Origin of the sequence: Leptospira johnsonii (assembly GCF_003112675.1) — a bacterium.
Taxonomy (GTDB): domain Bacteria; phylum Spirochaetota; class Leptospiria; order Leptospirales; family Leptospiraceae; genus Leptospira_B; species Leptospira_B johnsonii.
In genome coordinates this window covers 414,950-437,989 of record NZ_BFAY01000011.1, presented here as the reverse complement: position 1 = coordinate 437,989, position 23,040 = coordinate 414,950, and the positions used below count along the sequence as shown (strand labels likewise).

The window sequence follows — 23,040 nt, the reverse complement described above, 5'->3', positions numbered from 1 at the left end:
TCCTCCGGAATTGCAATCGTAAGATCCGAAAAGAATAAATAACACAAAAGTAAAGAAAAGTATATTACGCATTTTGAATGGACTAATCCAAAGGTTTAGGTCTACTCTGCATATATCTTTCTAAGAATAAGATCCAATCCCTTTTGAGAGAAGGTTTTTTGAGATAAGAATCGAATCCTGAACTTTCGAAAAATTCTTGAGAGCCTGGCAGTGCATGAGCCGTCCAGGCAACAAGATATGGCGGATGAGCAAAGGTTTCTTTGATCTTTTTGGAAACTTCTAAACCGCTTATATCCGGAAGATCTATGTCTAAAAGTATGATCTCGTAAGTCTCTCTGTCTAATTGAACGATCGCGTCTTTTCCCATTCCTAAAGAGTGCACCTTCATTCCTAATTTAGTGAGAATATCGAACGCAACTCTTCTGGAAAATTCCTGGTCTTCCACGAGTAAAATTTTGAGTGGGGGCAGAACGATAGGCGGAGCAGCCTCTTCTTCCAAATCTTGTTTTTCAGGTTCTTCTTGGGGGAAGGGAAGCAAGAACGAAAATTTGGATCCTTTGCCTGGAGCACTTGTGATCCGGATACTTCCCCCCATAAGCTCTACCAATTTTTTGGAGATAGTCAGACCTAATCCGCTTCCGCCGAATTTTCTAGCAACGGAAGAGTCCGCTTGCACGAAAGGTTCGAATAATATTGCTGCTTGATCTTCTGCGATCCCGACCCCGTCGTCTTGCACCCAAAATTCTAATACACGGGAGAAAAGATCTTCTCCATAGAAACGAACTCCAAGACCTACCTTTCCACCGGAACCGGTGAACTTGATCGCGTTACTTAAAAGATTTAAGAGTACTTGTTGGATCCTTCCTTCGTCGCCTAAGAAAATGCCTGGGTGATGTTCCGGATAAGAGATATCTACTAAGATCCTTTTTTCTTCCGCCCTAGCTTTTACTACTCTGGCCGCTCTTTGTAAAACTGCAAACGGGTCGAATGGTAAGATCTCCAACACGAAACGATGGTTTTCTATCTTAGAAAGATCTAATAATTGGTTCACTAAATGGAGAAGGTTCTCTCCGGATGCCTGTATAATTTCTGCGTATTCTTTCTGTTCTTGCGTTAAAGTAGTTTCGGAAAGAAGATTAGAAGTCCCCAAAAGTCCGTTTAAGGGAGTGCGGATCTCATGGCTCATGATTGCCAGGAAATCGTATCTGTATTTAGCTTCCCATTCCGCTTTTTCTTTTGCGGCGGTGAGTTGGATGGTTCTGGATTCAACCTTGTTTTCCAATTCCGTTTTTAATTCGTTCAGGTTTTCGTTTGCGATCTGTAGTCCCTTCTCCGCTTCCATAGAAGTTCTTAAAACACGAGAAAAGGAAAAAGAAAATCCCAAACTATGGAAGAATATGAACAAAAAGATCGCAGGAGCAAGAATATAATGATTATTTAATATATAATTGGATGCCAGGATATCGTTTGCGCCCGCGATGATTATAAAAGATATCCCCGCTAAGAAAAACCTAGATCCAGGTCTCGCATGGATCACTGCTCTTGCGCATCCTAATAAAGTGTAAGCTCCGCCTATAATGACGGTAAATTGGAAAAGGAAGAGTAATCTTGCATAATATTCCGCAGGTAATACCAGAGTAGGAATCGCAAAGAATAACATTATGATCAGAGAGAACTTTTCCGTTTTGGGATGAAAATCCTGCTTAAATGCGGTGGCAGAATAGGACAAAAACCCGGAGCATAGAACATAGGTGCTCAGGTATTCCAGCCTATAACTGATCTCCCAAGGAACCTCAGGAAATATATAATTAAAAAGCCTATTTCCTGTTAAGAAAAACCGGAATACGGAAGCTATGGAGAATAAAGCAAAGTACAATTGGCTTTTTTCTTCTCTTGTTCTGAGAAAAGCCATGATCTGATAGATTGCAAGAACCAGGACCGCCGCGGAACTTGCCACATCTATTGCCTGGCTATAATGCAATTTTTTTAATATAAGAGAAGGTATCCCGATCTCCGGAGTGAACCAAAGGCCTCCGTTGATATGAGCGAAGTTGGAGATCTCAAAATCCAATCTTTTCAGATCCTTGGGAAGAAGGACGATAGAAGTCTGAAGGAACGGGACTGAGGTTTCTGGAGTTTTTCCCACCTTGCCCACTGTTTCTAAAAGTTTTCCGTCCGCATAAATTGAGTAAGATGTTCCTAAGTCAGGAACTTTTAACATCAACTCAGGACAATTTTCAGGAAGTTGCAGATGCAGAGAGTAGGTACCGAAACCTTTTCCGTTCGGAAATAAATGTTTTCCGTCTTTGGTAAGTTCGTTCCAGATCTGAGGGATCGGCGCGTAAACCCTTTCTTGAGTTAGCTGAGGCTCCGGTTCGGAAACCAAAAATTTTCCAGGAACCAATTCCCATTCACCGCCGAGAGAAAGAATGGTTTTATTCGGATCCCAAGTTTTTGCATTTAGTTTACCTTCGCGAATTTCTCCCAAATCATAATCTGTCCTTCCGCAATTCCAGGAGAGTAGAAGGCAGAGAATAAAAATCGGGAAAATTACGCGACTCGAATGCATATCAGTTCGTTGCCGGAGTATCACCAAATGCGGCATCTTTAAGATTTTTGCAAGTGGAGATTTGGAAATTCCGCCAAGAATGACGGAATTTCATCCTATAAACGATGGATTTTCAGGTTTGTCCACCTTTTACGGCAAAGCCGGATCCTTTTTTCGACCGATCTTTACAGTAAGGAAACAAACTCTATGTTGGAATCTTACGATCAGGAAACTGAATCCACAGAGCATGAGGAGCTAGGCGACGAACTTCTGCATTTATTGGATGAGGATGGAAATCCATATTCTTTTATCGTAGGAGAAGTGGTAGAGCTGGACGAGCACCAATATTTTTTACTCATCCCTTCCTCTGAAGAAGAAACAGATCTCATCAATCTGGATGTAGGATTTTTAAAGGGAGAAGAAAGTTTCGGATACTTTGCTGTGAAGATTGAGGCGGATGAATTCGGAGAAGATAGATTGGTAGAAGTTACCGACCGCAGAGAGTTGCAAGATTTACTGTACGAACTGAACTCAGACGTAGTCTAATGGGTCCAACGGTTTTGATTTTTGCTTTGAAAATAGTTTTTTTCATATAAAAAAAGAAATCGCATAATTTTCAACGGATTAGAATCTATCGTAGTGGAATTGAACGCTCTTAACTTCGAGTTTCAAATTTTAGCTCTATCGAGCCTCATCATCTTGAGTATAGGCTTATTGCGTGTTTCCACAAAATTTGGAATTCCTTCTCTACTTATATTCTTAACGATCGGAATGTTGGCAGGTTCCGACGGCATTCTAAAGATCTGGTTTAACGATGCTGATCTTACCCGCAAAGTTGGTTCTATCGCATTAGCATTCATCTTGTTCTCAGGAGGTTTGGAAACCGATTGGACCAAGGTTAAACCGGTTCTGGGTAAAGGTATTTCTCTCGGAACCTTGGGAGTGCTTCTCACTTGTTTATTCGTTGCCTTATTTGCAATTTTTGTAATGGGCTTCGATCCAATTATCGGATTTCTTTTAGGTGCGATCGTATCTTCTACCGACGCTGCGGCAGTATTCAACGTTCTTCGGACCAGCAATATCGGTATGAGAAAGGGGCTCACCTCTCTCTTGGAACTCGAGTCAGGAAGTAACGACCCTCTTGCAGTTTTATTGACCACATCCGTTTTAGGTTTTGTCGGTACTTCTTCTCCATCTTGGGATAGTTTGGCCTGGACCATCTTCCAACAGTTTAGTTTGGGGATTATCTTAGGCCTACTATTAGGTTACTGGATTTATCGGGGTATGAACCGTATCAAATTGGATTACGAAGGTTTATATCCGGTATTACTTTCTGCTTCGGTCCTGTTCGTGTATGCTGCCACGGATCTAATCGGAGGAAACCCATTCTTGGCGGTGTATATCGCAGGGATTATCATCGGGAACAGATCCTTCGTACATAAACGAAGTAATGTTCGTTTTATGGACGGGATTGCATGGTTGATGCAGATCGTGATGTTCCTTACCTTAGGACTTCTAGTATTCCCTTCTAAAATCCCTTCGGTAGCAGTACTCGGGATCGCATTTTCAGTTTTTCTAATAGTGATTGCGAGACCTGCCGCGGTGTTTTTGGCTTTAACCGGATTTAACGTTGATTGGAGAGAAAAACTTTTAGTCTCTTGGGTAGGCTTAAGAGGTGCTGCTCCGATTATTCTAGCGACATTCCCGTTCGCGAAACAACTCCCGGAATCGGAGATGATCTTTCATATAGTCTTCTTTACCGTATTAACTTCTTTATTATTACAAGGGTCTACGATTCCTTTTGCGGTTCGAATTTTAGGACTCGAGGCGGCTTTGGAACAAAGAGCTTCTTATCCATTCGAATTCGAGAACAAGGACAAGAGCGATACCCAACTTTTGGAATATATAGTTCCATATGGTTCCGCTTCCGTAGGCAAGTTCGTATACGAATTGGATTTCCCTGAAAACTCTTTGATCACCTTGATCTATAGAGGAGATTCTCATTTGGTTCCAACCGGTAAGACTAAGATGGAAGATGGGGACGTTCTTTTGGTATTAACTCCGCAAGGTGCAGAAGATAAGATCCGAGAAATTCTTTCCAGAATGGGAGAGAGAAAGGAAGCCTAGCTTCTCATCGCAATGGATCGTATTGATTGGAAAAAGGGCATTCGATCTAATTATTTCGAACTGTCCTTAACCATTTTTATCTTCACCTATATCTCCTATCAAAACGCTTGGCTTAGTGATGATTCATTTATCAGCTTTAGGGTTTTAGATCATTTTGCAAACGGTTTCGGATTGCGATGGAATATCGCAGAACGAGTGCAAGCATTTACGAATCCACTTTTGATCCTGGTGCTTTCTCCTTTTTATTATCTATACCAGAATATAGCATTCTGGTCTTTTTTCAGTTCATTCGTTTGGGGGCTCTCTGCATTTTATTTTTTAAGAAAGATCTCTGTTTCTAAAGTTTCCTTTTGGTTGGGCTTTGGTTTTCTTTTATCTTCCAGATCTTTTGTGGATTATTCTTATTCGGGTCTCGAAAATTCTCTAAATTATCTGATAGAGGCCATCTTTTTTTATTTATATTTTAGGAAAGAAGAAGGGACCGTCTCCAAATTACCGGGCCTGATCCTTCTTGCCAGTCTTGCTTTAGTTTCCAGGATCGATTTTATTCTGATCTTTTTAATCCCTCTTCTGATCGTTTTTATACAAGATTGGAAGAATGGAAAGATTAACATTTCATTAAGTACTAAAATTACTCTTTGTAGTTTACCTGCGGTTTTTTGGTTTTTATTTTCCGCCTTGTATTACGGTTCTCTTTTGCCTAATACATATTATTCCAAAACGAATGTAGAGGATTCTTTCTTACAAATACTTTCTCAGGGTTTACGATATTATGTTTTCGAGTTGAAATGGGATTCTATCGTCTTTGTGTTTCTTCCGGTCGTTGCGATCGTAAGAGCAGTTTTGAAGAAGAGTTCCGGTTCCATTTTAATATCTCTAATCTTCTCTTTGCCTTACTTGGTTTATATCCTCTTTGTTGGTGGGGATTTTATGGCAGGAAGGTTCTTTACCTATGTGATTTTTCTTTTGGGGATTGCATTAGTCCGTCTGGAAAATTTGGAGAAAAAAGAGATCTATATTTTAGGTTCAGTTTTGCTACTTTATAATATTCTTCTATCTTCTAGTCCGGTCCATTCTGTTAAGCAGCAGGTAAAACAAAATCCTTGGATATTGGGAAAGGGGGAGATCGCAGACGAGAAACTTTGGTATTATCCTGGAACCGGTCTCGCTTGGTATAATAAAAAAGATTCACTTCTTTCTAATATAGCAAATAAACAGCCGTTTTTCCCTCCGACCGATCGGAAAGTATTCATTAAATATAATACAGGTGTGATCGGATTTTTTCTGCCGGACCAATATATCATCGATATAGTTGCCTTAGGGGATCCTCTTCTTTCCAGGATCCAGGGAACGGGAAGGGTAGGCCATAAGATTAGGCGTCTGCCTTCCGGGTATTTTGAATCCGTGGAATCGGGAGAAAACAAGATCCAGGATCCTAAACTCAAGGAATATTACGATTCTTTGAACCTATTGACAAGGGGAGAAGTATTCGATCCCAGAAGATTGAATATGTTCTGGAAGTTCCAATTCGGTCCTCTTCGAAAATATAAAGAACCTTATTTAATAGATGAGGTCCGTGAAAATAAAATGTGGGAAGAAGAGAATCGAAAGAAGAACGAAGGGATAAATACGATCTGAGATGTAGGAATTCCTACAAGTTTACTGCGTAAAAATGTAATTGAAGGAATTAGGATTTTATGATATAGGGAACGAGGGTTCTCCCACGGGCCCTCCACCACCACCCAACTCGGGCGGGGGCCGCACTTTTCCAGTCAGTAGGAATTCCTACAAAATCTAAAATTTTAAAAGAAATCCTTACAGAAAGGGAGCCATTCTCTCGACAAGGATTCTTCTGTTGTCTCCTGTTTGTAGAGAAATGATTCCTCGGATAATCGCCTGCCTTCTTCTGTCTCTGGAAAACGCCCAGGTCCTAAGTCGATTTGCCAATGGGAAGTAAGCTAAGTTTGCAAATGCGATCCCGTAAAAGGTTGCAATAAATGCAGTGGCGATCCCTTCTCCGAGAGCTCTGGTCCCCGCACCTAAGTTTTCCAATACGCTCACAAGTCCCATTACTGTTCCGATGATCCCGATCGTTGGAGAGAATCCTCCCGCGGTTTCTAGAATTTTTGCGGAGCGGGTTTCTTTATTCTCCAGACCTTCTGCTGCTTCGAATAAAATTTCTTCTACTGCTCTTGGATCTGTCCCATCTACGATGAGTTGGATCCCTTTTCTTAAGAAAGCGTCGGGTACTCCCGCGAGTTGGTCTTCTAAGGATAATAGTCCGTTTTTTCTGGCTTTTTCTGCGAAATCCAAAAATACGTCGGAGAGGGAAAATTCTCTTTTAGGAAAAAGTGATTCTCTCAGGTGAATGATCAGGTTTGCGAATTCTTCCGGACTATAACTTGCAAATGTCGCGCCCGCAGTTCCGCCTAAGATCAATACGAGTGCGGATAGTTTGAGAAAGGAAAGAAAATGCGCTTCTTCCAATAAGATTGCTAATAGTACCGAAGCAAATGCGGCAATTAAACCTAAGATGGCCGAACGCATGGGAGCAAAGTAGGCGTATTATGTCCTAGAGACAAGCCTTTTCAAAAAAATAGAGGACGGTTCGTCCCATCCCCTCTACAAGAAAGTGAAAATTCGCAGTGGATTGACTCTAGCCAGGGAGGCTAAAGGTCCATCCGATTTAGAATATCGGATTTCAAAGTTCCGACCTTAGGGTTTTGGCCCATTTTTTCCGAAAGGGATCAATTTAATTTCGGACTGAAAAAATTGGCTTTGAATGTTGCGCTGCAAAATCCATTGACTTTTTGGGTATTTCTAAAATTTTTGTCCCAAATGCTCACTGTAGTCACTGTTCTGTTTTTGGGAATTTACGCCCTGGATATTCTAGGATTATTCTTCTTTGGAATTCACACATATATCATGGTGTATCTGTACAAAAAGTACAACACCAATTGTGATACAGACCCGAGCAGAAACCTTTCTTTGGACGATCCAAGCCTTCCTATCGTCACAGTCCAACTTCCTATTTTTAACGAATTTTACGTAGTAGATCGTCTGATCGACTCCACAATTGCTTTAAAATATCCTAAAGATAAATTAGAAATCCAAGTTCTGGATGATTCTACCGACGAAACCATCCAAAAAGCGGCCTCCTTAGTGGCAAAATACAAGGCTCAAGGTTTCGATATCCATCACCTTCACAGAACCAATCGTGTAGGTCATAAGGCAGGAGCCTTGGACGAAGGGATGAGAGTTTCTAAAGGAGACTACATCGCTATTTTCGATGCGGACTTCATGCCGGATCCTGATTTCCTTCTCAAAACCATGGCATACTTCGACGATCCTCAGATCGGAATGGTGCAAGCTCGTTGGGGACATATCAACGCAGATTATAATATTCTAACCAAAGCTCAAAGTTTCGGTATCGACGGTCACTTTATGATCGAGCAGGTAGCAAGAAACGGCTCCAAACTTTGGATGAACTTCAACGGTACTGCAGGTACTTGGAGAAAGAAGACAATTGAGGACGCAGGCGGTTGGGAGCATGATACTCTTACCGAAGACTTCGATCTTTCTTACCGTGCAGAATTAAGAGGTTGGAAGTTCCGTTATTTTAAAGATGTGGTTTGCCCTGCAGAGATCCCTGCGATGATGTCTGCATACAAGTCTCAGCAATTCCGCTGGTGTAAGGGTTCTATCCAAACTGCAGTAAAACTTCTTCCTCGTATCTGGAAAGCGGATCTACCTTGGAAAACCAAGGCTGAGGCTGTGACTCACTTGATCAATTATTCTGTTCACCCACTCATGATAGTGAACATTCTATTTAGCGCTCCATTACTATTAATGGAATACTGGTCTGGTTTCAGCTTCTACGATCTTCCGTTGGAAGTGTTATCTGGAACCGCAGCGGTCCTTTCTATCGGATCCGTGGGACCTCTATTCTTCTACGCATATTCACAGAAAACATTATACAAAGATTGGAAAAAGAGATTAGTATATCTTCCAATTCTGATCATGATCGGAACCGGGATCGCGATCGTAAACACAAGAGCTTGGCTCGAAGCTGTTTTAGGGATCCAATCTTCCTTCAAACGAACTCCTAAATTGAGAATCGAAAAGAACACGGACGCTCTGAAAGATAGGCTGAAATATACCGTTCCTTTGGACTTCCATGTAGTTCTTGAGTTCCTATTGGGTTGTTATTGTGTGTTTTCAGTTGTGCTATCTTTCTTAGTGGGACGTCCTTATATCGTGGGCTTCCTATTGATCTATGGGATCGGTTTCTTCTTCGTTGCCTTTAAATCTTTCCAAGAATTTACCTGGAAATATAAAGAAACAAGAAACGCGGCTCAGGAAGAGATCCCTCAGGAAGCCTGACAGCCTTCCAACAAACAAAAGGCGAGGAAACGGGTTGACTCCCTGTGCCCTCGCCTAAATCTGTCAAATACCCCAGGAAACAGGATAACCGATGAGTGAGAAAGTCTATTGCGCCAACTGCCTGCATTGTGTAACCGTCAGACAGTATGAATCCGAGGCGGACAAATACATCCTCCGGGTCAAATGTACCAAGAAAAAATGGTCCAAACGTTCCGGCGAAGAGAAGTTATACAAATACTTCACTGTGGCTCGCCGTATGCAGACTGATTGCGAATTCTACGAGCCGATGGGAGAAATCCTTCCTTATATCAAAAATTTAAAGAAAGAACTTCCCATTAAAGACGAAATCTATATGGTGAAGTCGCCTAACTAAAAGGGCATTGTTCTCAAAACCGTTCCTCCTCCAACCCAGGACCGTAAAAGAAACGGGAAATCGCAAAACGGTCCTGGACGAAGCCTACACCCTCTTCCCGGATAGAGACGCCTTATTACTTAAGGATTTTCCAGTCCGGGTAAGTGTAGGAGATCCCCTCTACAAACAATCTTCAGGTTTAGTTTTATCTCCGGTTAACGGGATCGCTTCTTTAGAACATACTGAAGAAGGTTCCAAGATCCGCATCGTACAAGACGGAAACTTTATAGGTTCCAAACCTTGGATACCAAAAGTTCTCAAAAAAGAAGAAGCACTCGAACCGATGGACAGACTAGGTCTGGTTAGTTTGGACTTTCCGGAACATTCTCTTTTATCTTACTTCAAATCCAGACAAAAAACTTCACTTATCATCTTAGCTCCATTCACTAGAAACCAAGATGTGGACTATCTTCCTGAGTTAAGAAAAAATTTGGAATGCCACGCTCGTTTTCTGGAAGTTTTAAAATCTCTTTTTCCGGAAGCTCAGATCAGAGACTATATTTCCGGCCTGAAATCTCCTGTTAAAAATTACGCTTACCCTTGGGGGATTCCGGAGTATTTCCTTTCTCAGACTGAAAAATTGCCTTTTTCTAAAATTAAGGAAATCTTATATTTAGGCCCGGAAACATTATATAATCTTTATCGAGCTTTGTTCGCTGATTTTCCTTTTATAGAAAGGGAGATCGCTCTCTATTTCTTAGGGAAGAATGGTGGGCTTAGAAAAGCGGATTCTACTGTTCGTATCCGTAACGGACAGAGCTTGAAATTTCTATTTGAAGAATACGGTCCTAAGTATTCTAACTTCACTCTAAATTCTTTTTACGAAAAAAATCCGGTCAGAGATATCAAAAAAGGTTTCTATTGGGATATCAGACAGAATTATTCCCTGGTATTTTTGACCAAACACGATTCGGGGAGAAGGGAATTCCCTTGTGTGGAATGCGGAGAATGTTCCTATAATTGCCCTACGCAAGCAAATCCTATGGCCTTGGTTTCCAGTTTCGGCAATTTTAATTCTTCGCTTTGTATGGAATGCGGGATCTGCACATTTCTTTGTCCTTCTACCATTTCTTTAAGGACCCGAATTCGAACTTGGAAGGAGGCGAATCATGGCTTTTAGTTATGTTCTCTCCACCCAAAACGGTTTTTTCAGAAGAAAGGATCTTCTTCTACCTGACATACTTTTTGCCTTTTTGGCGATCGGTCTTTTGGTTTTAGGTTCAGGCGGATCTTATTATCCGATTGTTCCAGCGGGTTTCGGTCTTCTATTCGGAGCGGGGGCTTACTTTCTTCTCACCGGTGGGAAGTCCTACCCATTGTATTGGGTAAATCATGCTTTGAGTTTTGCTCTTCTTCTTCCCAGAGACCCAAGATACGCTTTGCATGCAGTTCTTGCTCTAGGTTTCGGACTGGGTCTTTGGTGGGTTTTGGAACAAAGATTTAAGATCCGGTTCCCTCTGGCCCTATTACAATTTTTACTTTTTCTAATATTCTACTTTTTGCCGGGAATAGATAGCTGGGCTTCAGAACCTTCTTCCGTATTTCGAGGATCTTCTTATCCGGATATATATACTCCAGGTTTTTTTACAGAAGGTACCTTGCCTGGGTCTAGATATTCCGCTTTGGAAGCATGTGGCGGATTCGGAATACTTTTAGCAGTTCCTTTGCTATTAAGAAGTAATTTAGCTCTTTTATTACCTTTCGGATTTTCTATCCTTCTCTCCGTTTGGATCTATCTGGCAAAGATTCCTGGTTGGGAAATCGTTTCCGGTCCAGTTTGGTTAGGAACTTTCTCCTTCATTTTACTTCTAAATTTACCTGGAAGAAATACTGGCTCACTTTTGCCTCTATCTTTTTTGAGTTTGGCGCCTCTTGGGTTGGCAATTTTTTTCCTTCCACCGGTCTTCGTTCCCACATTCCTGTGGGTCTCATCGTTTTTTTTCATTGAATCCCTCCTGATTCGTATTTTCCTAGGAGATAGGACAGAGAAGCATGAACCAGCTCCTCGCTTTACTTAAGCCAGAGACTGTAATTTTTGAAATAGAAGGTTCCTCTAAGGAAGAAGTGATTAATCAACTTCTCCAGAAGGCCGTCGACTCGACGCTAATTGCAAGAGACGACAGAGACCTCGTGTACGAATCTCTTATGGCGAGAGAAAAATCCATGTCCACAGGCATCGGCAGCGGGGTAGCGATCCCGCATTGTTCGGTCAATCTGGTGGACGAGCTCAAATGTGTGATGGGCCTGTCCCGAAAGGGGATCGATTTTGATGCAATCGACCATCTTCCTGTTCATATTTTTATTCTTCTAATCGTTCCCAAATCCAAATTCCAAGAACATATCAAAACCCTGGCTCAGATCGCAAAAACCCTCAATGTGAAAGAGGATCGCGAAAAACTGATCCTTTCCAAAAATTTCGAAGAGATCCGGAAAGCTTTCTCCGCTTGAGAGGGTGAGAGTTTGGTAGAAGAAGCGAAACGCTTTTTGATCTTTGCGGTTTTTCTTTCCGCGATTTCGGTATTTTTCTCCCAGCTCAGATCCTTGAATAAGGAATTTTTAGAGGCGGATTCTGGGATCCAGGTTCAGGATTCCGCAGATAGATCTGCTAATACGGTTTTTGCGAAAGAATATCTGAAATTCTGGAAAGGCCTGGTCAGTTTCGATCTAGGAGAAACCGAATCCGGAGATCCTGTTCTTTCTCATATTCTTTCCAGATTTTGGCCTACTTTACATTTAGCCGGGTTCGCGGTCTTAACAGGCACATTCTTTTCCGTTTTTTTAGCCTTGGTATCTCTTCTTCCTCGCTTCCGATTTCTGGGAGAAGTTTTCGGATTTATCAGCCAATTGATCTTATCCACTCCTGTGTTCGTAGTTTCCGTTTTTCTGTTAGTGTTTTTTTTTCTGATACTAGGCTGGCTTCCTCCCGGAGGTTATGAGCCCGGAAATACCGCTTACGTGATCCTGCCGGGAGTCGCGCTTGGTTCCAGAGTATTTGCCAGACTTTTTATTTTTGCCCACCAACTGGCCGGAACGGAAAAAAAATCCGCATACACAAACGTTCTAAAGGCCAGAGGATATTCAGAAAATAGAATATTGTTCCGGCATATTCTTTTGAAAGTTTCTCCTGTGCTTCTAATTTTGATCTTATTGGACTTAAGCTCTTTACTCTCGGGCGCAATTGTTGTGGAGGAGATCTTCTTCTTTCCCGGGATCGGGAAGTCCATGTATCATGCGATAAGAACCATGGATTCTGCATTACTTTCCGCACTTTTGTTTTATAGCGGAACAGTGTTTTATATTCTGACCAGGGTCTCTGAAAGAGTAAGAGACCGGCTTTTAGGTTGGGAGGCGGGTGCCGCTTGAAAAATCTAAACCTGCTTCGTTATGGCACGATCTCTCTATATTTGATTTTAGTGATATTTGGGATATTATTCAAGTCTGCTCCTACTGAATTGAACTTAAAGGAATCTTTTCTTCCTCCTTCTTTGGATTTTCCTTTCGGTAAGGATAGATTAGGAAGGGATGTGTTCTCAATGTTTGCGTATGGGAGTTTGGCTACTTTCTTATTCGCTTTTCCTGCAAGAGTGCTCACATTGGTTGTAGCTTCCTTGGTCGGATTGGCTTCTTATACTAGTCCATTTTTTAAGAAGAATGTATTTTCTCCCTTGTCATCCGTATTTGTCTCTCTCCCTTCTCTTCTCTTAGCGTTATTAGTGGTCCAGGTTTTCGGAGCGGGGCCGGTTCCTTTGTTTTTGGCAATCATTCTGGGCGATTGGGCCCAGGCATATGAAACTGTCAGAGCAAAAATAGACGAGGTAAGCACAAGCGGGTATGCATTGGCCGCTTCTTGTTTCGGATCGAGTAGATCTTATATTTTTAGGGCACATCTTCTTCCTCAAGCGTTTCAAATATTAAGAGTGCTTTTGTTTACTGGACTCCCTGCTGTGGTGATGACACTTGCTATCTTCGGATTTTTAGGAATTTCTGCTGCGGGAGAGGTTTTCGGTCCAGGTCTTGGAGAACAAATTGCGTTTTCCAAAGATTACGCGCAGAATGCTCCTTGGTCTTTGGTATTCCCTACATTGGGCATTCTAGGTTTAGTAATGACAGTAGGAGGAAAACGTTCTTGAAATTATTATTCCTCCGAAAGTTATCCGCTTTTGTTTTGCTGATTTGTTCGGCTCCTTTCTTTGTAGGAACTCCAACATACGCGATAGACGAGTATTATCGTTTTCCTGAATATTCTTCCCCTGAAAAGATCCAATTCGAGAAAGAAAGAAAACTTTGTATTTTCCCTCTTAGGAATTTATCCGGAGATTCCTCTTTGGATTTTTATTCTTCCGGTTATGCGTCCGTTCTGTATTCGGGGTTAAAATCTTTAGTTCAGATCTACGACGAATCACTAATCCCTAAGTCTATCCAACATTCTTTCGGTCCAAATCCTTCGGGGGTTAAACCGAATTTAAGAGAAGGGGAATGGGATTATACAGGACTTGAAAAATTAAAAAAGGGAGAACTTTCCTTAAACGTTTCCAGAGATCCAAGATATTTGATTTTGAAGGTCCAACCTTATGAAACGGAAACCGCTCCCGACGAAGGATTTATTATTCCAATCTCTAGAAAATACGACTGTTTCTATTCTACGTACGGAGAATTTGAGAAGAAGGGAGAGGAGATCCGGATCAGCATTCGAATTAGATCGTCTAAGGACGGTTCTAAGAAAGAATTCTCTCATAAAACAAGTGTTAGACGATCTTATCAGGAATTAAGCCCGGTCACAGAAGAGATCCGCAAGACACTTTTAGGAAAACATACTAAATCGCTTTCAGTTAAAACAGGAAATCAATATGATTCCTTGGTATTTTTGGATGGGAATTATATAGGTAAAACTCCTTTAAAAAGAAATGATATTCTTTCGGGGATCCACGACGTCCGTATTACTAAAAACGGATATTCCGACTGGATAGGCCAAGTGGACCTGAGAGAATCTCCTAAAGATCTAGATATCGTATTAGAAAAAGATAAAAAAGAAGGTTTTCTCTCCGTAGATTCCGATCCTCAAGGAGCTAAAGTATATTTAGGCTCCGAATATTTAGGAGTTACTCCACTCGTAAAGGTTCCGGTCAAAATAGGTTGGAATAGATTGAGATTCGTTTTAGGAGATCATGTAGACCAATTCAAAGGAGTAGAGATCAAAAAAGGAGAAGTATCCGAAGTCAAGGCCAGACTGAAGGAAGGGGAATCCGTTTCATATTATAGAAATAAAAAGTATTTATTCTTAGATCATACCTATGACGATTTTGCGATCTACTCCCTTTACGGAAGTTTGTTCTTTTATGCAGGATATTATTATTTTAATTTAAGAGCGGACCAGGCTTTGGAAAATGCAAGGCCCATGGTCCAGATCACAAATTTTGCGGCTCTTCAGGAATTACAGCAGTCTTCTCCAAATTTTCAGACATTTGCTCTTTCTTATTTCTATCAGGAAAGTATCTACAACGATGCTAAGAGTAAGTCCGATTATTTCAGATCCATTTCCGGAAGATTTGGAAAACACCAAGGGATCCACGGTGGGCTCATGTTGTACGGGATTGGGACGATGCTGATCCTGTCGGCGACATTTTATGCGTTAGGTTTGGATTCTGAAACTTTGGAAGTAGGAGTGGCCCCTGTTAAGACCATGCCAACTTTTGTAAGAGGCTTGGAAGGACAGTATGAAACAGAGTCTTATGCAAAATTTAATATGAAATTTTGAAAAGTAAAAAGATTTGAGCTTACGTTTTGATATAAGAATACAATCTAAAACTTCCTAAGACCAGGGTCCCTTCTTCCTCGGATCCGAGGGACTGTAGTGTCTCCTGGACCTGTTCCCTGGAAATCGCGTGAGACTCGAATCCTTGGGGAAGTTTGAATTCTTTAGAATCTAAAAAATACAAATTCGACTTTTGGATTTTCGTATAATCCAAAAGTTTCTCCGCCATGGATTCTCCTTCTTTGTCCGGTAAAAATCCCGCTAAGATGGAGAATCTTTTGCCTGGAAATGCGGAAGATAAAGATGCAAGCGTTACTCTGATTGCATCCGGATTATGAGCCGGATCGAATACGATCATCGGAGAATTAGATACGATCTCTAATCTACCAGGTGGAAGTACAAGAGGTTTGGAATTTGCTTGTCCGGCTTTTTCCAAAGAAGACAGTCCCCTATAAATATTTCTCTGTAAGTTCTGTACGATAAACTTTACGTATTCTTGATTATGGTCCAGATAGGATCTTCCTTCCGGTAGGGAAGGGAAAAGAAATAATTCTAAATTCTTTTCGGAACAAAACTCTTTAAGTATTTTCAAGAGAGAAGGTTCTGGTTCTAATGCGAATACAATTTTAGTTCTTTCGGATACGATCCCCAGTTTTTCTTTCAGGATGGCTTCTTTCGTATTCCCTAATACGGCCTTGTGATCTTCTCCTATAGCGCAGACTACAAGTATGTCCGGTTCCGACAGTTTTGTAGCGTCTAACCTTCCTCCTAACCCTGCTTCATATACTTGGACAGTAATATCCTTCTTTTCGAATAAAACAAAAGAACCCAAGGTAAACCATTCGAACCAAGAAAGAAAAGAAAGTTCTTCTGCATTACTTTCAGTGAATAGTATATTAGAAATCTCTTTTAGATCTTCTTCGTTTACCGGATCGAAATTCGGACTTAGTCTGATCCTTTCTTTCGGGTCGAATAGATGGGGAGAAGTATAAAGACCTGTTTTGTTTCCTAGATTGGAGAAACTTCCCGCTAAAAAATGGGAAACGGAACCTTTTCCATTTGTCCCGACAACTGAGATCCTAAGTCTTTCTTTTTTTCGATCTCTCCATCCATGGGAATCGATCAGTTTACGGAATGGATCCAGGGAGTAGTCCCCAAATACGTTAAAATTCCTGGTCTTTTCTAAATTGGTTAATTTGGATCCGAATTCTAAAAAATCTGGGATGGACATTTAAAATTTTCTAATATTTCTCAGGCGTATCCGAGCGCTTTTAAGAGCCTAGATCTTCCTTTTTCTATTAGGTCGGGATTTAAGCTTACGCCTGTAAATAATCTAAATTGTTCTACTGCCTGGTAGAGTAACATCTCCGTTCCTGGCAGGACCTGTGCGCCCTTCTTCTTGGCCCCTAAAACTAAAGGGGTTTCCAAAGGATTGTAAACTATATCGAATAATACTTGTGCTTCTGTAAAACAAGACTCCGGGATCGCAGGTCCTGGATCTTTTCCTTTCATTCCGAGTGGGGTTGTATGAATGATAAGTGAATATTCCGAAAAATTCTTTTGCACTTCATTTAGATCCGCGGATTGGATCTTAGCGGAAGAAACTTTGGAAAGTAGGCCGATCAATTCTTCAGAAGTTTTGGGATTTCTTGCGGCGATAGTAAGATCTTTTATTCCAGCTCCTTTCAATAGAGTGAACGAAATTCCGCGAGCACTTCCTCCACTTCCGATCAATAGAACTTTTCCTTTTAAACTTTCCGGAAAAGATTCTTGGATAGAGCGGACTGCACCTATTCCGTCCGTATTATGCGCGCTAATCGATCCGTTCTCAAAAACTAAAGTGTTACTTGCTTTGACCGCTTGGGAAGTCTCGTCTGTTTTGTCTGCGAGAAGAAAAGCAGTTTCTTTATGAGGAATAGTGACTGACAAACCTCTGATCCCGAACTTGGACAAAGAAAGAAGTTCCTTTTTTTCCAAAGTTTCCACTGGAAAAACCAAATATCCGCAGTCCAGACTCAGGTCTTCGTACCATGAGCTATGTAATAAGGGTGACAAGGTATGAGATAAGGGTCGGCCTACGATCCCGAAGTATTTTGAGCTGTCTCGAAAGATTTTCAATTGGTTCCGCTTCTTTTTTACTAAAATTCTCGACTTTATCCGAAAACCCGGAAAACCTGTAATGCAGATGGGAATCCTGGCCTCGCTCAACGATTTTCTCCCTTTACTCGGCACTCAACCTTTTTTAGTTTTAGCTTCTTCTTCGGGTTGGTGGACGACATTCACGGATATACTGTTTGTTCTGTCTATTAGTGGCGGTTTAGCCTGGTATTTTTATTATTATAAAAGAAAGGACCTCTTAGGAGGTTACTGGGTAGCGTTTTTAGTCGCTATTCTGGGATCTCTGATCATTCTTTCTATCTTCCAGGACCTGATCCGAGAAGTGGTGTATTGGCTGATCTCGCCAAAGATCGGAATTTACCAGGTTGCAAATGTGAATTTGATCGCGGTAATTTTGGGCGGATACTCCATGCTCTATATCATGAACCGTATCAATCACAATAAAGAACGCAGAGATTAAATTCCCGGTTTCAGTTATCAGTCTTTTCTTTTTCCGCTAAAGTCATTTCGAATACTTTAGTGTATTTTAGAAAATTATAATAGAATCCCATGATCGCGAGGATTAGTCCTCTTCTTCCGTCCAAAAATCCAAGTCTTACAAAATACATCCAAAAGGATTTATATCCTGCTTCTAAAAGAGCTAAGAACAGGCCTGATCTTTTTCCTTTTCCGAATTTTTCGGTGGCTGCAAGTTCGGAGTATCGATTGATAAAGGTTACATGATCGAATAGGTTTTCGTAAGAATAATGGAATACTGGATGTTTTAACTTTTTCCTTTTTCCAGACAATTCCACCGCTTCGTGGACTTTTCCGCCTACGAATTTTCCTTTGGACTTTAAGAATAACCTGGCTCTATAATTTGGATACCAGCCTCCGTGGCGGATCCATTTTCCCATGTACATCGTGAGTCTAGGGATTATAAATCCGTCTTCTTCCGGTTCTCCGTTCTTAAATAAGTTTTTGATCTCTTCTTTTAGGCCTGGAGAAAGTTCTTCGTCCGCATCCAGAGTGAGTATCCAAGGGCTCACAGCTAAAGAGATCACATGGTTCTTTTGGGAAACGTAATCGTCGAATTTTCGGAGAACTACTTTGGCTCCCTTTTGTTTTGCGATAGTTTCCGTTCTATCCTTGGAACCGGAATCTAATACTATGATCTCGTTTACGAAATCAAGAGAAGACAGACATCTTTCGATATTATCTTCTTCGTTTAATGTGATGATACAGGCTGAGATTGGTAACATCTAAGCGCGGGAAAAATCCTGGTCTCTGACGGATTTAAAATTAGACGAAAGAGGAACTTCTAATCTAGCAATGGTTACGTCTTTGCGAATGATGATCCTGAAATAAGACGGATCGATCCCTTCTCCTTTCAGCATGATTAATATGAGTGCAAGTCCCAATCCGGCTCCTTCCGTATTGTCGGCGTTATCTAAATAGAATTGAGCGATGTCTCCGTACTGCATTCCTTTTTCTAATTTTTCGCGGAGTGATTTTTCTTCCTCTATAGTGACTGGCGTATTGTTTGTGACCTCGACCCGAATTCCGTCCATGGAATAGTCGAATGTGATCAGACAGAAATATCCCTTCTTTTTGGATTTGTTTCCGTATTCTTCCGCCATACTTTCGGAGAATAACTCCCTATATTCGGAGACTCCTTTTTTGTACTGGATCGGATTTTCTATATCGTATCCTTTTTCCTCGAAGAAGATCCTTTTTTGATTTGCCTTGCAGGCGTTGATCGATAATTCTTTTACGATAGTGTAAATCGTTGGAACAAGGGTGGGATAAGTGACCTTATCCAAGATGAGCTCGATCGCCTGCTGGATATGTTCCTCGACCGATCTGGTGATTCGATGGGTCTTTAGAGAGAGGATTCTTCCGTCCTCCACTGTAAGCCGGATATTGTCTGATATATCCCGGATTTCCTGACCCATTAACCTTGAACTTTTCGGAACTCGATTTGTTTGTCAAGAGACTCATTCTAATAGCTTTAAAAAAGGTCCGCTCTAATTCGGTCCGAATTTTGCCGAAATTCTTCCCTCTCATTTTGGGGAGCCTTCTTTTTTCAGGGAACATCTACGCGGATTCCTGGTCTTGGAGTGGAGCCTATCTGATCCAACCCGAAACTTTGGAATATTCCGGCCCTGTTCAGATCCAGGTCAAAGACGGTTTGGTGGAAAAAATATCTTCTTCACCTTCTTCCAAAGAACCTCTGTTCATTTTGCCTGGATTCTGTGATTCTCATGTAACCTTAGGGGCAAATTCTCTAGGAGGTTGGAAAGATCGTACCGAATTGGAATCCGATCTGAAACAATTTCTGCTACATGGATTCACTCATATACAAAGTATCGCAGATCCTCCCTGGGCAGCCGAACTTTCCGAGATCCGAAAGAAAAATTCTCAGTATCCTTACATCTCTGTTCTTCCACCGGTCCTGCTTGCCGAGTCCAAAGAAATTGCTGCATCCAAAGTTTCAGGATATAAAATCCTAAAATCACCTGAAGAAGCGATGTCTTCTCTCTCCGGAAAAAAAGGAAAGATCCATTTATTCCTGAGGCATAACGAGGGAGAAACTTTTGAAGTAGATGGAAAACTTCTTTATCGAATGAGAAGTGAATCCGAGAAGAATGGATTAGAATTATCGGTCTCCACTTTCGGCGAAGAATTTGCAAACTGGGAAGCTTTGTCTTCCGAAACAAAGGTGCTCTATCATCCTATTCCGGAAACTTCTTCCATTCGTCCCGTAGCTCATAATTTGGTGAAACAAATTTGGGCTCCACTTTTCGGGATCTATTTTACGAGAAAAGGAATAGGAACTTCTTCCTTTGCGGAAGAATGGGAAAAATGGACCCAATGGAGTCCGACTTTTAAGGAAAGAGCGCTGTCTAAAGAAGTACTTTCTACTCTACCGAGATTATCCGATTCCGACAGAGGAGAAGCGGAGAAGGAATACGAATCCTATCTTGCATTCTTGAGGGCTCGCAAGAATCTGTCCTTAAGGATCTTACTCGGTTCGGGTGCGGGTCACCAACTACAGTTCCCTGGAATTTCCGGCTGGAAGGAACTTAGAATTTTATCCGAACTTCTGGGACCGAAAGAAGCGCTGAGAGCGGCAACGGAGACCACCTGCCAATATTTGGGGGCGGCTCATGAGGGGAAGATCCGAGTAGGAAAACCGGCTCATCTTTTGATTTTTAGAGAAGATCCGCTTCAAAATTGGGATAAACTAAAAACATTAAGAACGGTAGTGACGGAGAGAGTGAAAACCGAGATCTCTTCTCCTGAAAAAAAGAAAACCAAGGGGCAGAGACGATGAACGAAAATCAAAAAGAACTGTTTCATAAATTACTGGACGAAAGTTTCAGAAAAAAAGCGGCCTTAGAGCCCGGAGCAAAAGTTTCTGCGTTAGTCACTAGCTCTAAATCGGATTATGTTTTTATAAAGATCCAGGGAGCAGGTCTCTCGGGGATTATCGCTGCAGATGAATTCACCGAGGCTCCAAAACAAGGCGAGACAATCGAAGCTTATTTCTTACAGGAGTCTTCCGGGGACCAATACTTCACCACCTGTTTGAACGGAGACACTATTTCTAAAGATATGGTTTCCGTGGCTCATAACGCTGAAATTCCGGTCTTAGGTCATATCATAGGGGAGAATGAATCGGGCGTAGAAGTCAAGTTAGGCGAACAAACAGGTTTCTGCCCATTCTCTCAATTGGATCCTGAGCTGAAAAAACAGAATAATGGAGTAGGCAAAAGGGTCCGTTTCTTGATCTCGGAAGTCGGGAATAAAGGAAAGATCATCGTTTCCCAAAAGAAGATCGCAGATAAGGAAAGAGAGGCCAAAATTTCCGTTCTGAAAGGGGAGTTGAAGCCTGGAATGTTCGTCACCTGCAAGGTTAAATCCGTTCATAATTTTGGACTGATTGTAGAAGCAGACGGACTTACCGCGCTTGTTCCTGCTTCCGAAGCAACTTTCAAAAAGGGAGCGGATCTTTCTAAAGAATTCCATCCGGGACAAGTGCTTAGAGCTAAGGTCTTAAAATTAGATTGGGAAGAAGAAAAACACAGCTTTACTGTTAAGGATTTTCTAAAAGATCCTTGGGCCCAAAATGTTCCGTTCAAAGAAGGAGACTTGGTCACCGGAACTGTAGAAAGTGTAAAACCTTTCGGAGTATTCGTAAAATTGAATGAACATTTCTCAGGACTGGTTCCTAATCGAGAAACCGGATTACAAAATCGAACACCTGCCGCACAACATTTCAAGATTGGTGATTCGGTCTCCGCATTCGTAACGGAAGTGAATCCTACAAAAAGACAGATCTCACTTTCTCTTGTGAAAGCAAAAGAAGTTCAGGAAAGATTGGATTATAGCGGATATCTTTCTGAGGAAACTTCTTCTACCGGATCTTTCGGCGCTATTCTTGCAAAATCCTTAAACAAGGGACAGAAAAAGGGATAAATGGCTCTCCGGATCGCATTGTATCGACCGGAGATACCTCCCAATACGGGAAATATCGCCCGACTATGCGTCGCCTTAGGAGCAGAGCTGCATATCGTAGGAGAACCTGCCTTCGAGTTGTCTGAAAAAGCGGCAAGAAGAGCAGGGTTAGATTATTGGGATAAACTAAAATTGACCCTTCATCCTAGTTGGGAAACTTTCTCAAAATCCAATCCTTCCGATTCCAAATTATATTTAATATCCACTAAGGGTAAAATTTCTTATACAGCTCCTCAATATGGGGAGAATGACGTATTTTTGTTCGGGAACGAAACTTCAGGATTACCTCAGGAAATTTTTCAATCTGAGATACCGAGCGGTATTCTTAGGATCCCGATGGAAGAAGATTGTAGATGTTTGAATTTGAGTAACGCAGTCGCGGTAATCGCATACGAGGCGTTGCGCCAAATTCGACGTTGGTGAATCGGAAACTGCCTTCCGGAAAAAATCGGATTTACACCCCTCGAAAAAAACGGTCCTATGGAAAAATATGGGAATGTCCTTTTCCCTAGGAGAGATACAAGCCCGCATTAGGGAACTCCTAGCAAACGGTTTAACAGGTAATTCCCAGGATTTCCATGCGTGGATCCGTATGGACACTCTCCGAAAATTCAGAGAAGAGCCTTCTTTCTCTCCTGATTGGGTTCCTAAAGTTCTAGACGAGTTGGTTGTTTCGGGAGAAGCAGCAAAAAGTAAATTAGATCCGAGAGAATACACTCTCTCTCCAGAATCTTCTCTCCGCAAAAAAACTTCCAAAAACGAAGAATACCTTCTACTCGGGCGCACCGAATTCCAACCAATGCAATATGTAAGAAGCAGAATGGAATCTTTCCTGAGAGGGAACGGAATAGACGAGGACATGATCGTGGACCTGACAATCGGCTCCATCGAGGCCGTGGAGAATGCTGTCAAATATGGTGACGGGGGAAATGTAGAAGTCGCCTATTCAATCGAAAAAAGTGGAATTTTTAAGATCCGACTGGTGAACAACCTAAGAGAATTGAATATCGAAGAAGATATAGAAAGAGGGAAATTTTCTTCCACAGCCACTCTCATGAGAGGGATGATGGTTATGCAAAAATTATTCGATAAAATGGATCTGGAAATCTTAGAGGACAAGAGACAGGCTTTATTTATGGCCGAAAAAATCCTTCCAAAGTGAATTCCGTATTTTTTTAAGTTTTACACTTCTTCGATTTT

The 23,040-nt window shown here is 41.5% G+C and carries 22 protein-coding genes; 16 read left to right on the top strand and 6 right to left on the bottom strand.

Annotation, left to right across the window (positions count from 1 at the left end; translation table 11 throughout):
• Positions 1 to 82: 82 nt before the first annotated feature.
• Complete coding sequence (locus LPTSP_RS10935) at positions 83 to 2,569, bottom strand: ATP-binding protein (RefSeq protein ID WP_108928793.1); 2,487 nt, start codon at positions 2,567 to 2,569, stop codon at positions 83 to 85.
• Positions 2,570 to 2,755: 186 nt separating this feature from the next.
• Here LPTSP_RS10935 and LPTSP_RS10930 point away from each other — a divergent pair, with 186 nt between their 5' ends.
• The 3 genes from LPTSP_RS10930 (at position 2,756) to LPTSP_RS10920 (ending at position 6,313) form a co-directional block, all read left to right on the top strand.
• The gene (locus LPTSP_RS10930) at positions 2,756 to 3,094 is read left to right on the top strand and encodes a DUF1292 domain-containing protein (RefSeq protein WP_108928792.1); all 339 of its coding nucleotides are present in this window, start codon (positions 2,756 to 2,758) and stop codon (positions 3,092 to 3,094) included.
• Positions 3,095 to 3,193: 99 nt separating this feature from the next.
• Positions 3,194 to 4,675, top strand: a complete 1,482-nt coding sequence (locus tag LPTSP_RS10925) for a potassium/proton antiporter (protein WP_439957020.1) — start codon at positions 3,194 to 3,196, stop codon at positions 4,673 to 4,675.
• A gap of 12 nt (positions 4,676 to 4,687) precedes the next feature.
• Entirely contained in the window at positions 4,688 to 6,313 is a 1,626-nt protein-coding gene (locus LPTSP_RS10920; RefSeq protein ID WP_245915551.1) for a hypothetical protein, read from the top strand.
• 177 nt (positions 6,314 to 6,490) lie between these two features.
• Here the strand turns inward: LPTSP_RS10920 and LPTSP_RS10915 are convergent, their stop codons facing one another.
• Positions 6,491 to 7,222, bottom strand: coding sequence for a motility protein A (locus tag LPTSP_RS10915; RefSeq protein ID WP_108928789.1), 732 nt, complete (start codon positions 7,220 to 7,222; stop codon positions 6,491 to 6,493).
• Between the two features lie 291 nt (positions 7,223 to 7,513).
• On the opposite strand from LPTSP_RS10915, the gene LPTSP_RS10910 reads away from it, so the two are divergent.
• The 8 genes from LPTSP_RS10910 (at position 7,514) to LPTSP_RS10875 (ending at position 15,225) form a co-directional block, all read left to right on the top strand.
• Positions 7,514 to 9,058 (top strand): cellulose synthase family protein, encoded by a 1,545-nt coding sequence (locus LPTSP_RS10910; RefSeq protein ID WP_108929876.1) that lies wholly within the window; start codon positions 7,514 to 7,516, stop codon positions 9,056 to 9,058.
• Positions 9,059 to 9,149: 91 nt separating this feature from the next.
• Positions 9,150 to 9,431 (top strand): hypothetical protein, encoded by a 282-nt coding sequence (locus LPTSP_RS10905; RefSeq protein WP_010414765.1) that lies wholly within the window; start codon positions 9,150 to 9,152, stop codon positions 9,429 to 9,431.
• Between the two features lie 7 nt (positions 9,432 to 9,438).
• A complete protein-coding gene (locus tag LPTSP_RS10900) occupies positions 9,439 to 10,590 on the top strand; it encodes a 4Fe-4S dicluster domain-containing protein (RefSeq protein WP_108928788.1) in 1,152 nt (383 codons plus the stop codon).
• Positions 10,580 to 11,488: a hypothetical protein gene (locus tag LPTSP_RS10895; protein WP_108928787.1), complete on the top strand. Its 909-nt coding sequence runs from the start codon at positions 10,580 to 10,582 to the stop codon at positions 11,486 to 11,488. Before LPTSP_RS10900 ends, LPTSP_RS10895 begins: the two co-directional genes overlap by 11 nt.
• A complete protein-coding gene (locus LPTSP_RS10890; RefSeq protein ID WP_100705620.1) occupies positions 11,463 to 11,918 on the top strand; it encodes a PTS sugar transporter subunit IIA in 456 nt (151 codons plus the stop codon). The genes LPTSP_RS10895 and LPTSP_RS10890 overlap by 26 nt, the downstream gene beginning before the upstream one ends.
• A gap of 12 nt (positions 11,919 to 11,930) precedes the next feature.
• The gene (locus tag LPTSP_RS10885; protein WP_108928786.1) at positions 11,931 to 12,833 is read left to right on the top strand and encodes an ABC transporter permease subunit; all 903 of its coding nucleotides are present in this window, start codon (positions 11,931 to 11,933) and stop codon (positions 12,831 to 12,833) included.
• Entirely contained in the window at positions 12,830 to 13,600 is a 771-nt protein-coding gene (locus LPTSP_RS10880; protein ID WP_108928785.1) for an ABC transporter permease, read from the top strand. The genes LPTSP_RS10885 and LPTSP_RS10880 overlap by 4 nt, the downstream gene beginning before the upstream one ends.
• Positions 13,597 to 15,225 (top strand): PEGA domain-containing protein, encoded by a 1,629-nt coding sequence (locus LPTSP_RS10875; RefSeq protein ID WP_108928784.1) that lies wholly within the window; start codon positions 13,597 to 13,599, stop codon positions 15,223 to 15,225. Before LPTSP_RS10880 ends, LPTSP_RS10875 begins: the two co-directional genes overlap by 4 nt.
• Positions 15,226 to 15,244: 19 nt before the next feature.
• Here LPTSP_RS10875 and LPTSP_RS10870 read toward each other — a convergent pair whose 3' ends face one another.
• Positions 15,245 to 16,453 (bottom strand): glutamate ligase domain-containing protein, encoded by a 1,209-nt coding sequence (locus LPTSP_RS10870; RefSeq protein ID WP_108928783.1) that lies wholly within the window; start codon positions 16,451 to 16,453, stop codon positions 15,245 to 15,247.
• Between the two features lie 20 nt (positions 16,454 to 16,473).
• Positions 16,474 to 17,379: a shikimate dehydrogenase gene (aroE, locus tag LPTSP_RS10865; RefSeq protein ID WP_439957019.1), complete on the bottom strand. Its 906-nt coding sequence runs from the start codon at positions 17,377 to 17,379 to the stop codon at positions 16,474 to 16,476.
• Between the two features lie 28 nt (positions 17,380 to 17,407).
• Between aroE and LPTSP_RS10860 the strand changes: the two genes are divergently transcribed.
• Complete coding sequence (locus tag LPTSP_RS10860) at positions 17,408 to 17,800, top strand: hypothetical protein (RefSeq protein ID WP_024863917.1); 393 nt, start codon at positions 17,408 to 17,410, stop codon at positions 17,798 to 17,800.
• A gap of 10 nt (positions 17,801 to 17,810) precedes the next feature.
• Here the strand turns inward: LPTSP_RS10860 and LPTSP_RS10855 are convergent, their stop codons facing one another.
• Positions 17,811 to 18,581: a glycosyltransferase family 2 protein gene (locus tag LPTSP_RS10855; RefSeq protein ID WP_108928781.1), complete on the bottom strand. Its 771-nt coding sequence runs from the start codon at positions 18,579 to 18,581 to the stop codon at positions 17,811 to 17,813.
• Positions 18,582 to 19,274: an ATP-binding protein gene (locus LPTSP_RS10850; protein WP_108928780.1), complete on the bottom strand. Its 693-nt coding sequence runs from the start codon at positions 19,272 to 19,274 to the stop codon at positions 18,582 to 18,584.
• A gap of 26 nt (positions 19,275 to 19,300) precedes the next feature.
• On the opposite strand from LPTSP_RS10850, the gene LPTSP_RS10845 reads away from it, so the two are divergent.
• The 4 genes from LPTSP_RS10845 to LPTSP_RS10830 all read left to right on the top strand — a co-directional run bounded on the left by LPTSP_RS10845 (position 19,301) and on the right by LPTSP_RS10830 (position 23,002).
• Positions 19,301 to 20,656, top strand: a complete 1,356-nt coding sequence (locus LPTSP_RS10845) for an amidohydrolase family protein (protein ID WP_108928779.1) — start codon at positions 19,301 to 19,303, stop codon at positions 20,654 to 20,656.
• Positions 20,653 to 21,801: a S1 RNA-binding domain-containing protein gene (locus tag LPTSP_RS10840; protein ID WP_108928778.1), complete on the top strand. Its 1,149-nt coding sequence runs from the start codon at positions 20,653 to 20,655 to the stop codon at positions 21,799 to 21,801. Before LPTSP_RS10845 ends, LPTSP_RS10840 begins: the two co-directional genes overlap by 4 nt.
• A complete protein-coding gene (locus tag LPTSP_RS10835; RefSeq protein ID WP_108928777.1) occupies positions 21,802 to 22,263 on the top strand; it encodes a tRNA (cytidine(34)-2'-O)-methyltransferase in 462 nt (153 codons plus the stop codon).
• Positions 22,264 to 22,330: 67 nt separating this feature from the next.
• Positions 22,331 to 23,002, top strand: coding sequence for an ATP-binding protein (locus LPTSP_RS10830; protein WP_439957009.1), 672 nt, complete (start codon positions 22,331 to 22,333; stop codon positions 23,000 to 23,002).
• The last annotated feature ends 38 nt before the right edge of the window (positions 23,003 to 23,040 follow it).

Excerpts from the sequence above, each read along its gene's own strand:
- LPTSP_RS10935 (WP_108928793.1), bottom strand. The coding sequence starts at position 2,569 with ATGCATTCGAGTCGCGTAATTTTCCCGATTTTTATTCTCTGCCTTCTA.
- LPTSP_RS10870 (WP_108928783.1), bottom strand. The coding sequence starts at position 16,453 with ATGTCCATCCCAGATTTTTTAGAATTCGGATCCAAATTAACCAATTTA.
- LPTSP_RS10860 (WP_024863917.1), top strand. The coding sequence starts at position 17,408 with ATGGGAATCCTGGCCTCGCTCAACGATTTTCTCCCTTTACTCGGCACT.
- LPTSP_RS10840 (WP_108928778.1), top strand. The coding sequence starts at position 20,653 with ATGAACGAAAATCAAAAAGAACTGTTTCATAAATTACTGGACGAAAGT.
- LPTSP_RS10855 (WP_108928781.1), bottom strand. The coding sequence starts at position 18,581 with ATGTTACCAATCTCAGCCTGTATCATCACATTAAACGAAGAAGATAAT.
- LPTSP_RS10915 (WP_108928789.1), bottom strand. The coding sequence starts at position 7,222 with ATGCGTTCGGCCATCTTAGGTTTAATTGCCGCATTTGCTTCGGTACTA.
- LPTSP_RS10920 (WP_245915551.1), top strand. The coding sequence starts at position 4,688 with ATGGATCGTATTGATTGGAAAAAGGGCATTCGATCTAATTATTTCGAA.
- LPTSP_RS10930 (WP_108928792.1), top strand. The coding sequence starts at position 2,756 with ATGTTGGAATCTTACGATCAGGAAACTGAATCCACAGAGCATGAGGAG.
- LPTSP_RS10910 (WP_108929876.1), top strand. The coding sequence starts at position 7,514 with ATGCTCACTGTAGTCACTGTTCTGTTTTTGGGAATTTACGCCCTGGAT.
- LPTSP_RS10895 (WP_108928787.1), top strand. The coding sequence starts at position 10,580 with ATGGCTTTTAGTTATGTTCTCTCCACCCAAAACGGTTTTTTCAGAAGA.
- LPTSP_RS10905 (WP_010414765.1), top strand. The coding sequence starts at position 9,150 with ATGAGTGAGAAAGTCTATTGCGCCAACTGCCTGCATTGTGTAACCGTC.
- LPTSP_RS10830 (WP_439957009.1), top strand. The coding sequence starts at position 22,331 with ATGGGAATGTCCTTTTCCCTAGGAGAGATACAAGCCCGCATTAGGGAA.
- LPTSP_RS10850 (WP_108928780.1), bottom strand. The coding sequence starts at position 19,274 with ATGGGTCAGGAAATCCGGGATATATCAGACAATATCCGGCTTACAGTG.
- LPTSP_RS10835 (WP_108928777.1), top strand. The coding sequence starts at position 21,802 with ATGGCTCTCCGGATCGCATTGTATCGACCGGAGATACCTCCCAATACG.
- LPTSP_RS10890 (WP_100705620.1), top strand. The coding sequence starts at position 11,463 with ATGAACCAGCTCCTCGCTTTACTTAAGCCAGAGACTGTAATTTTTGAA.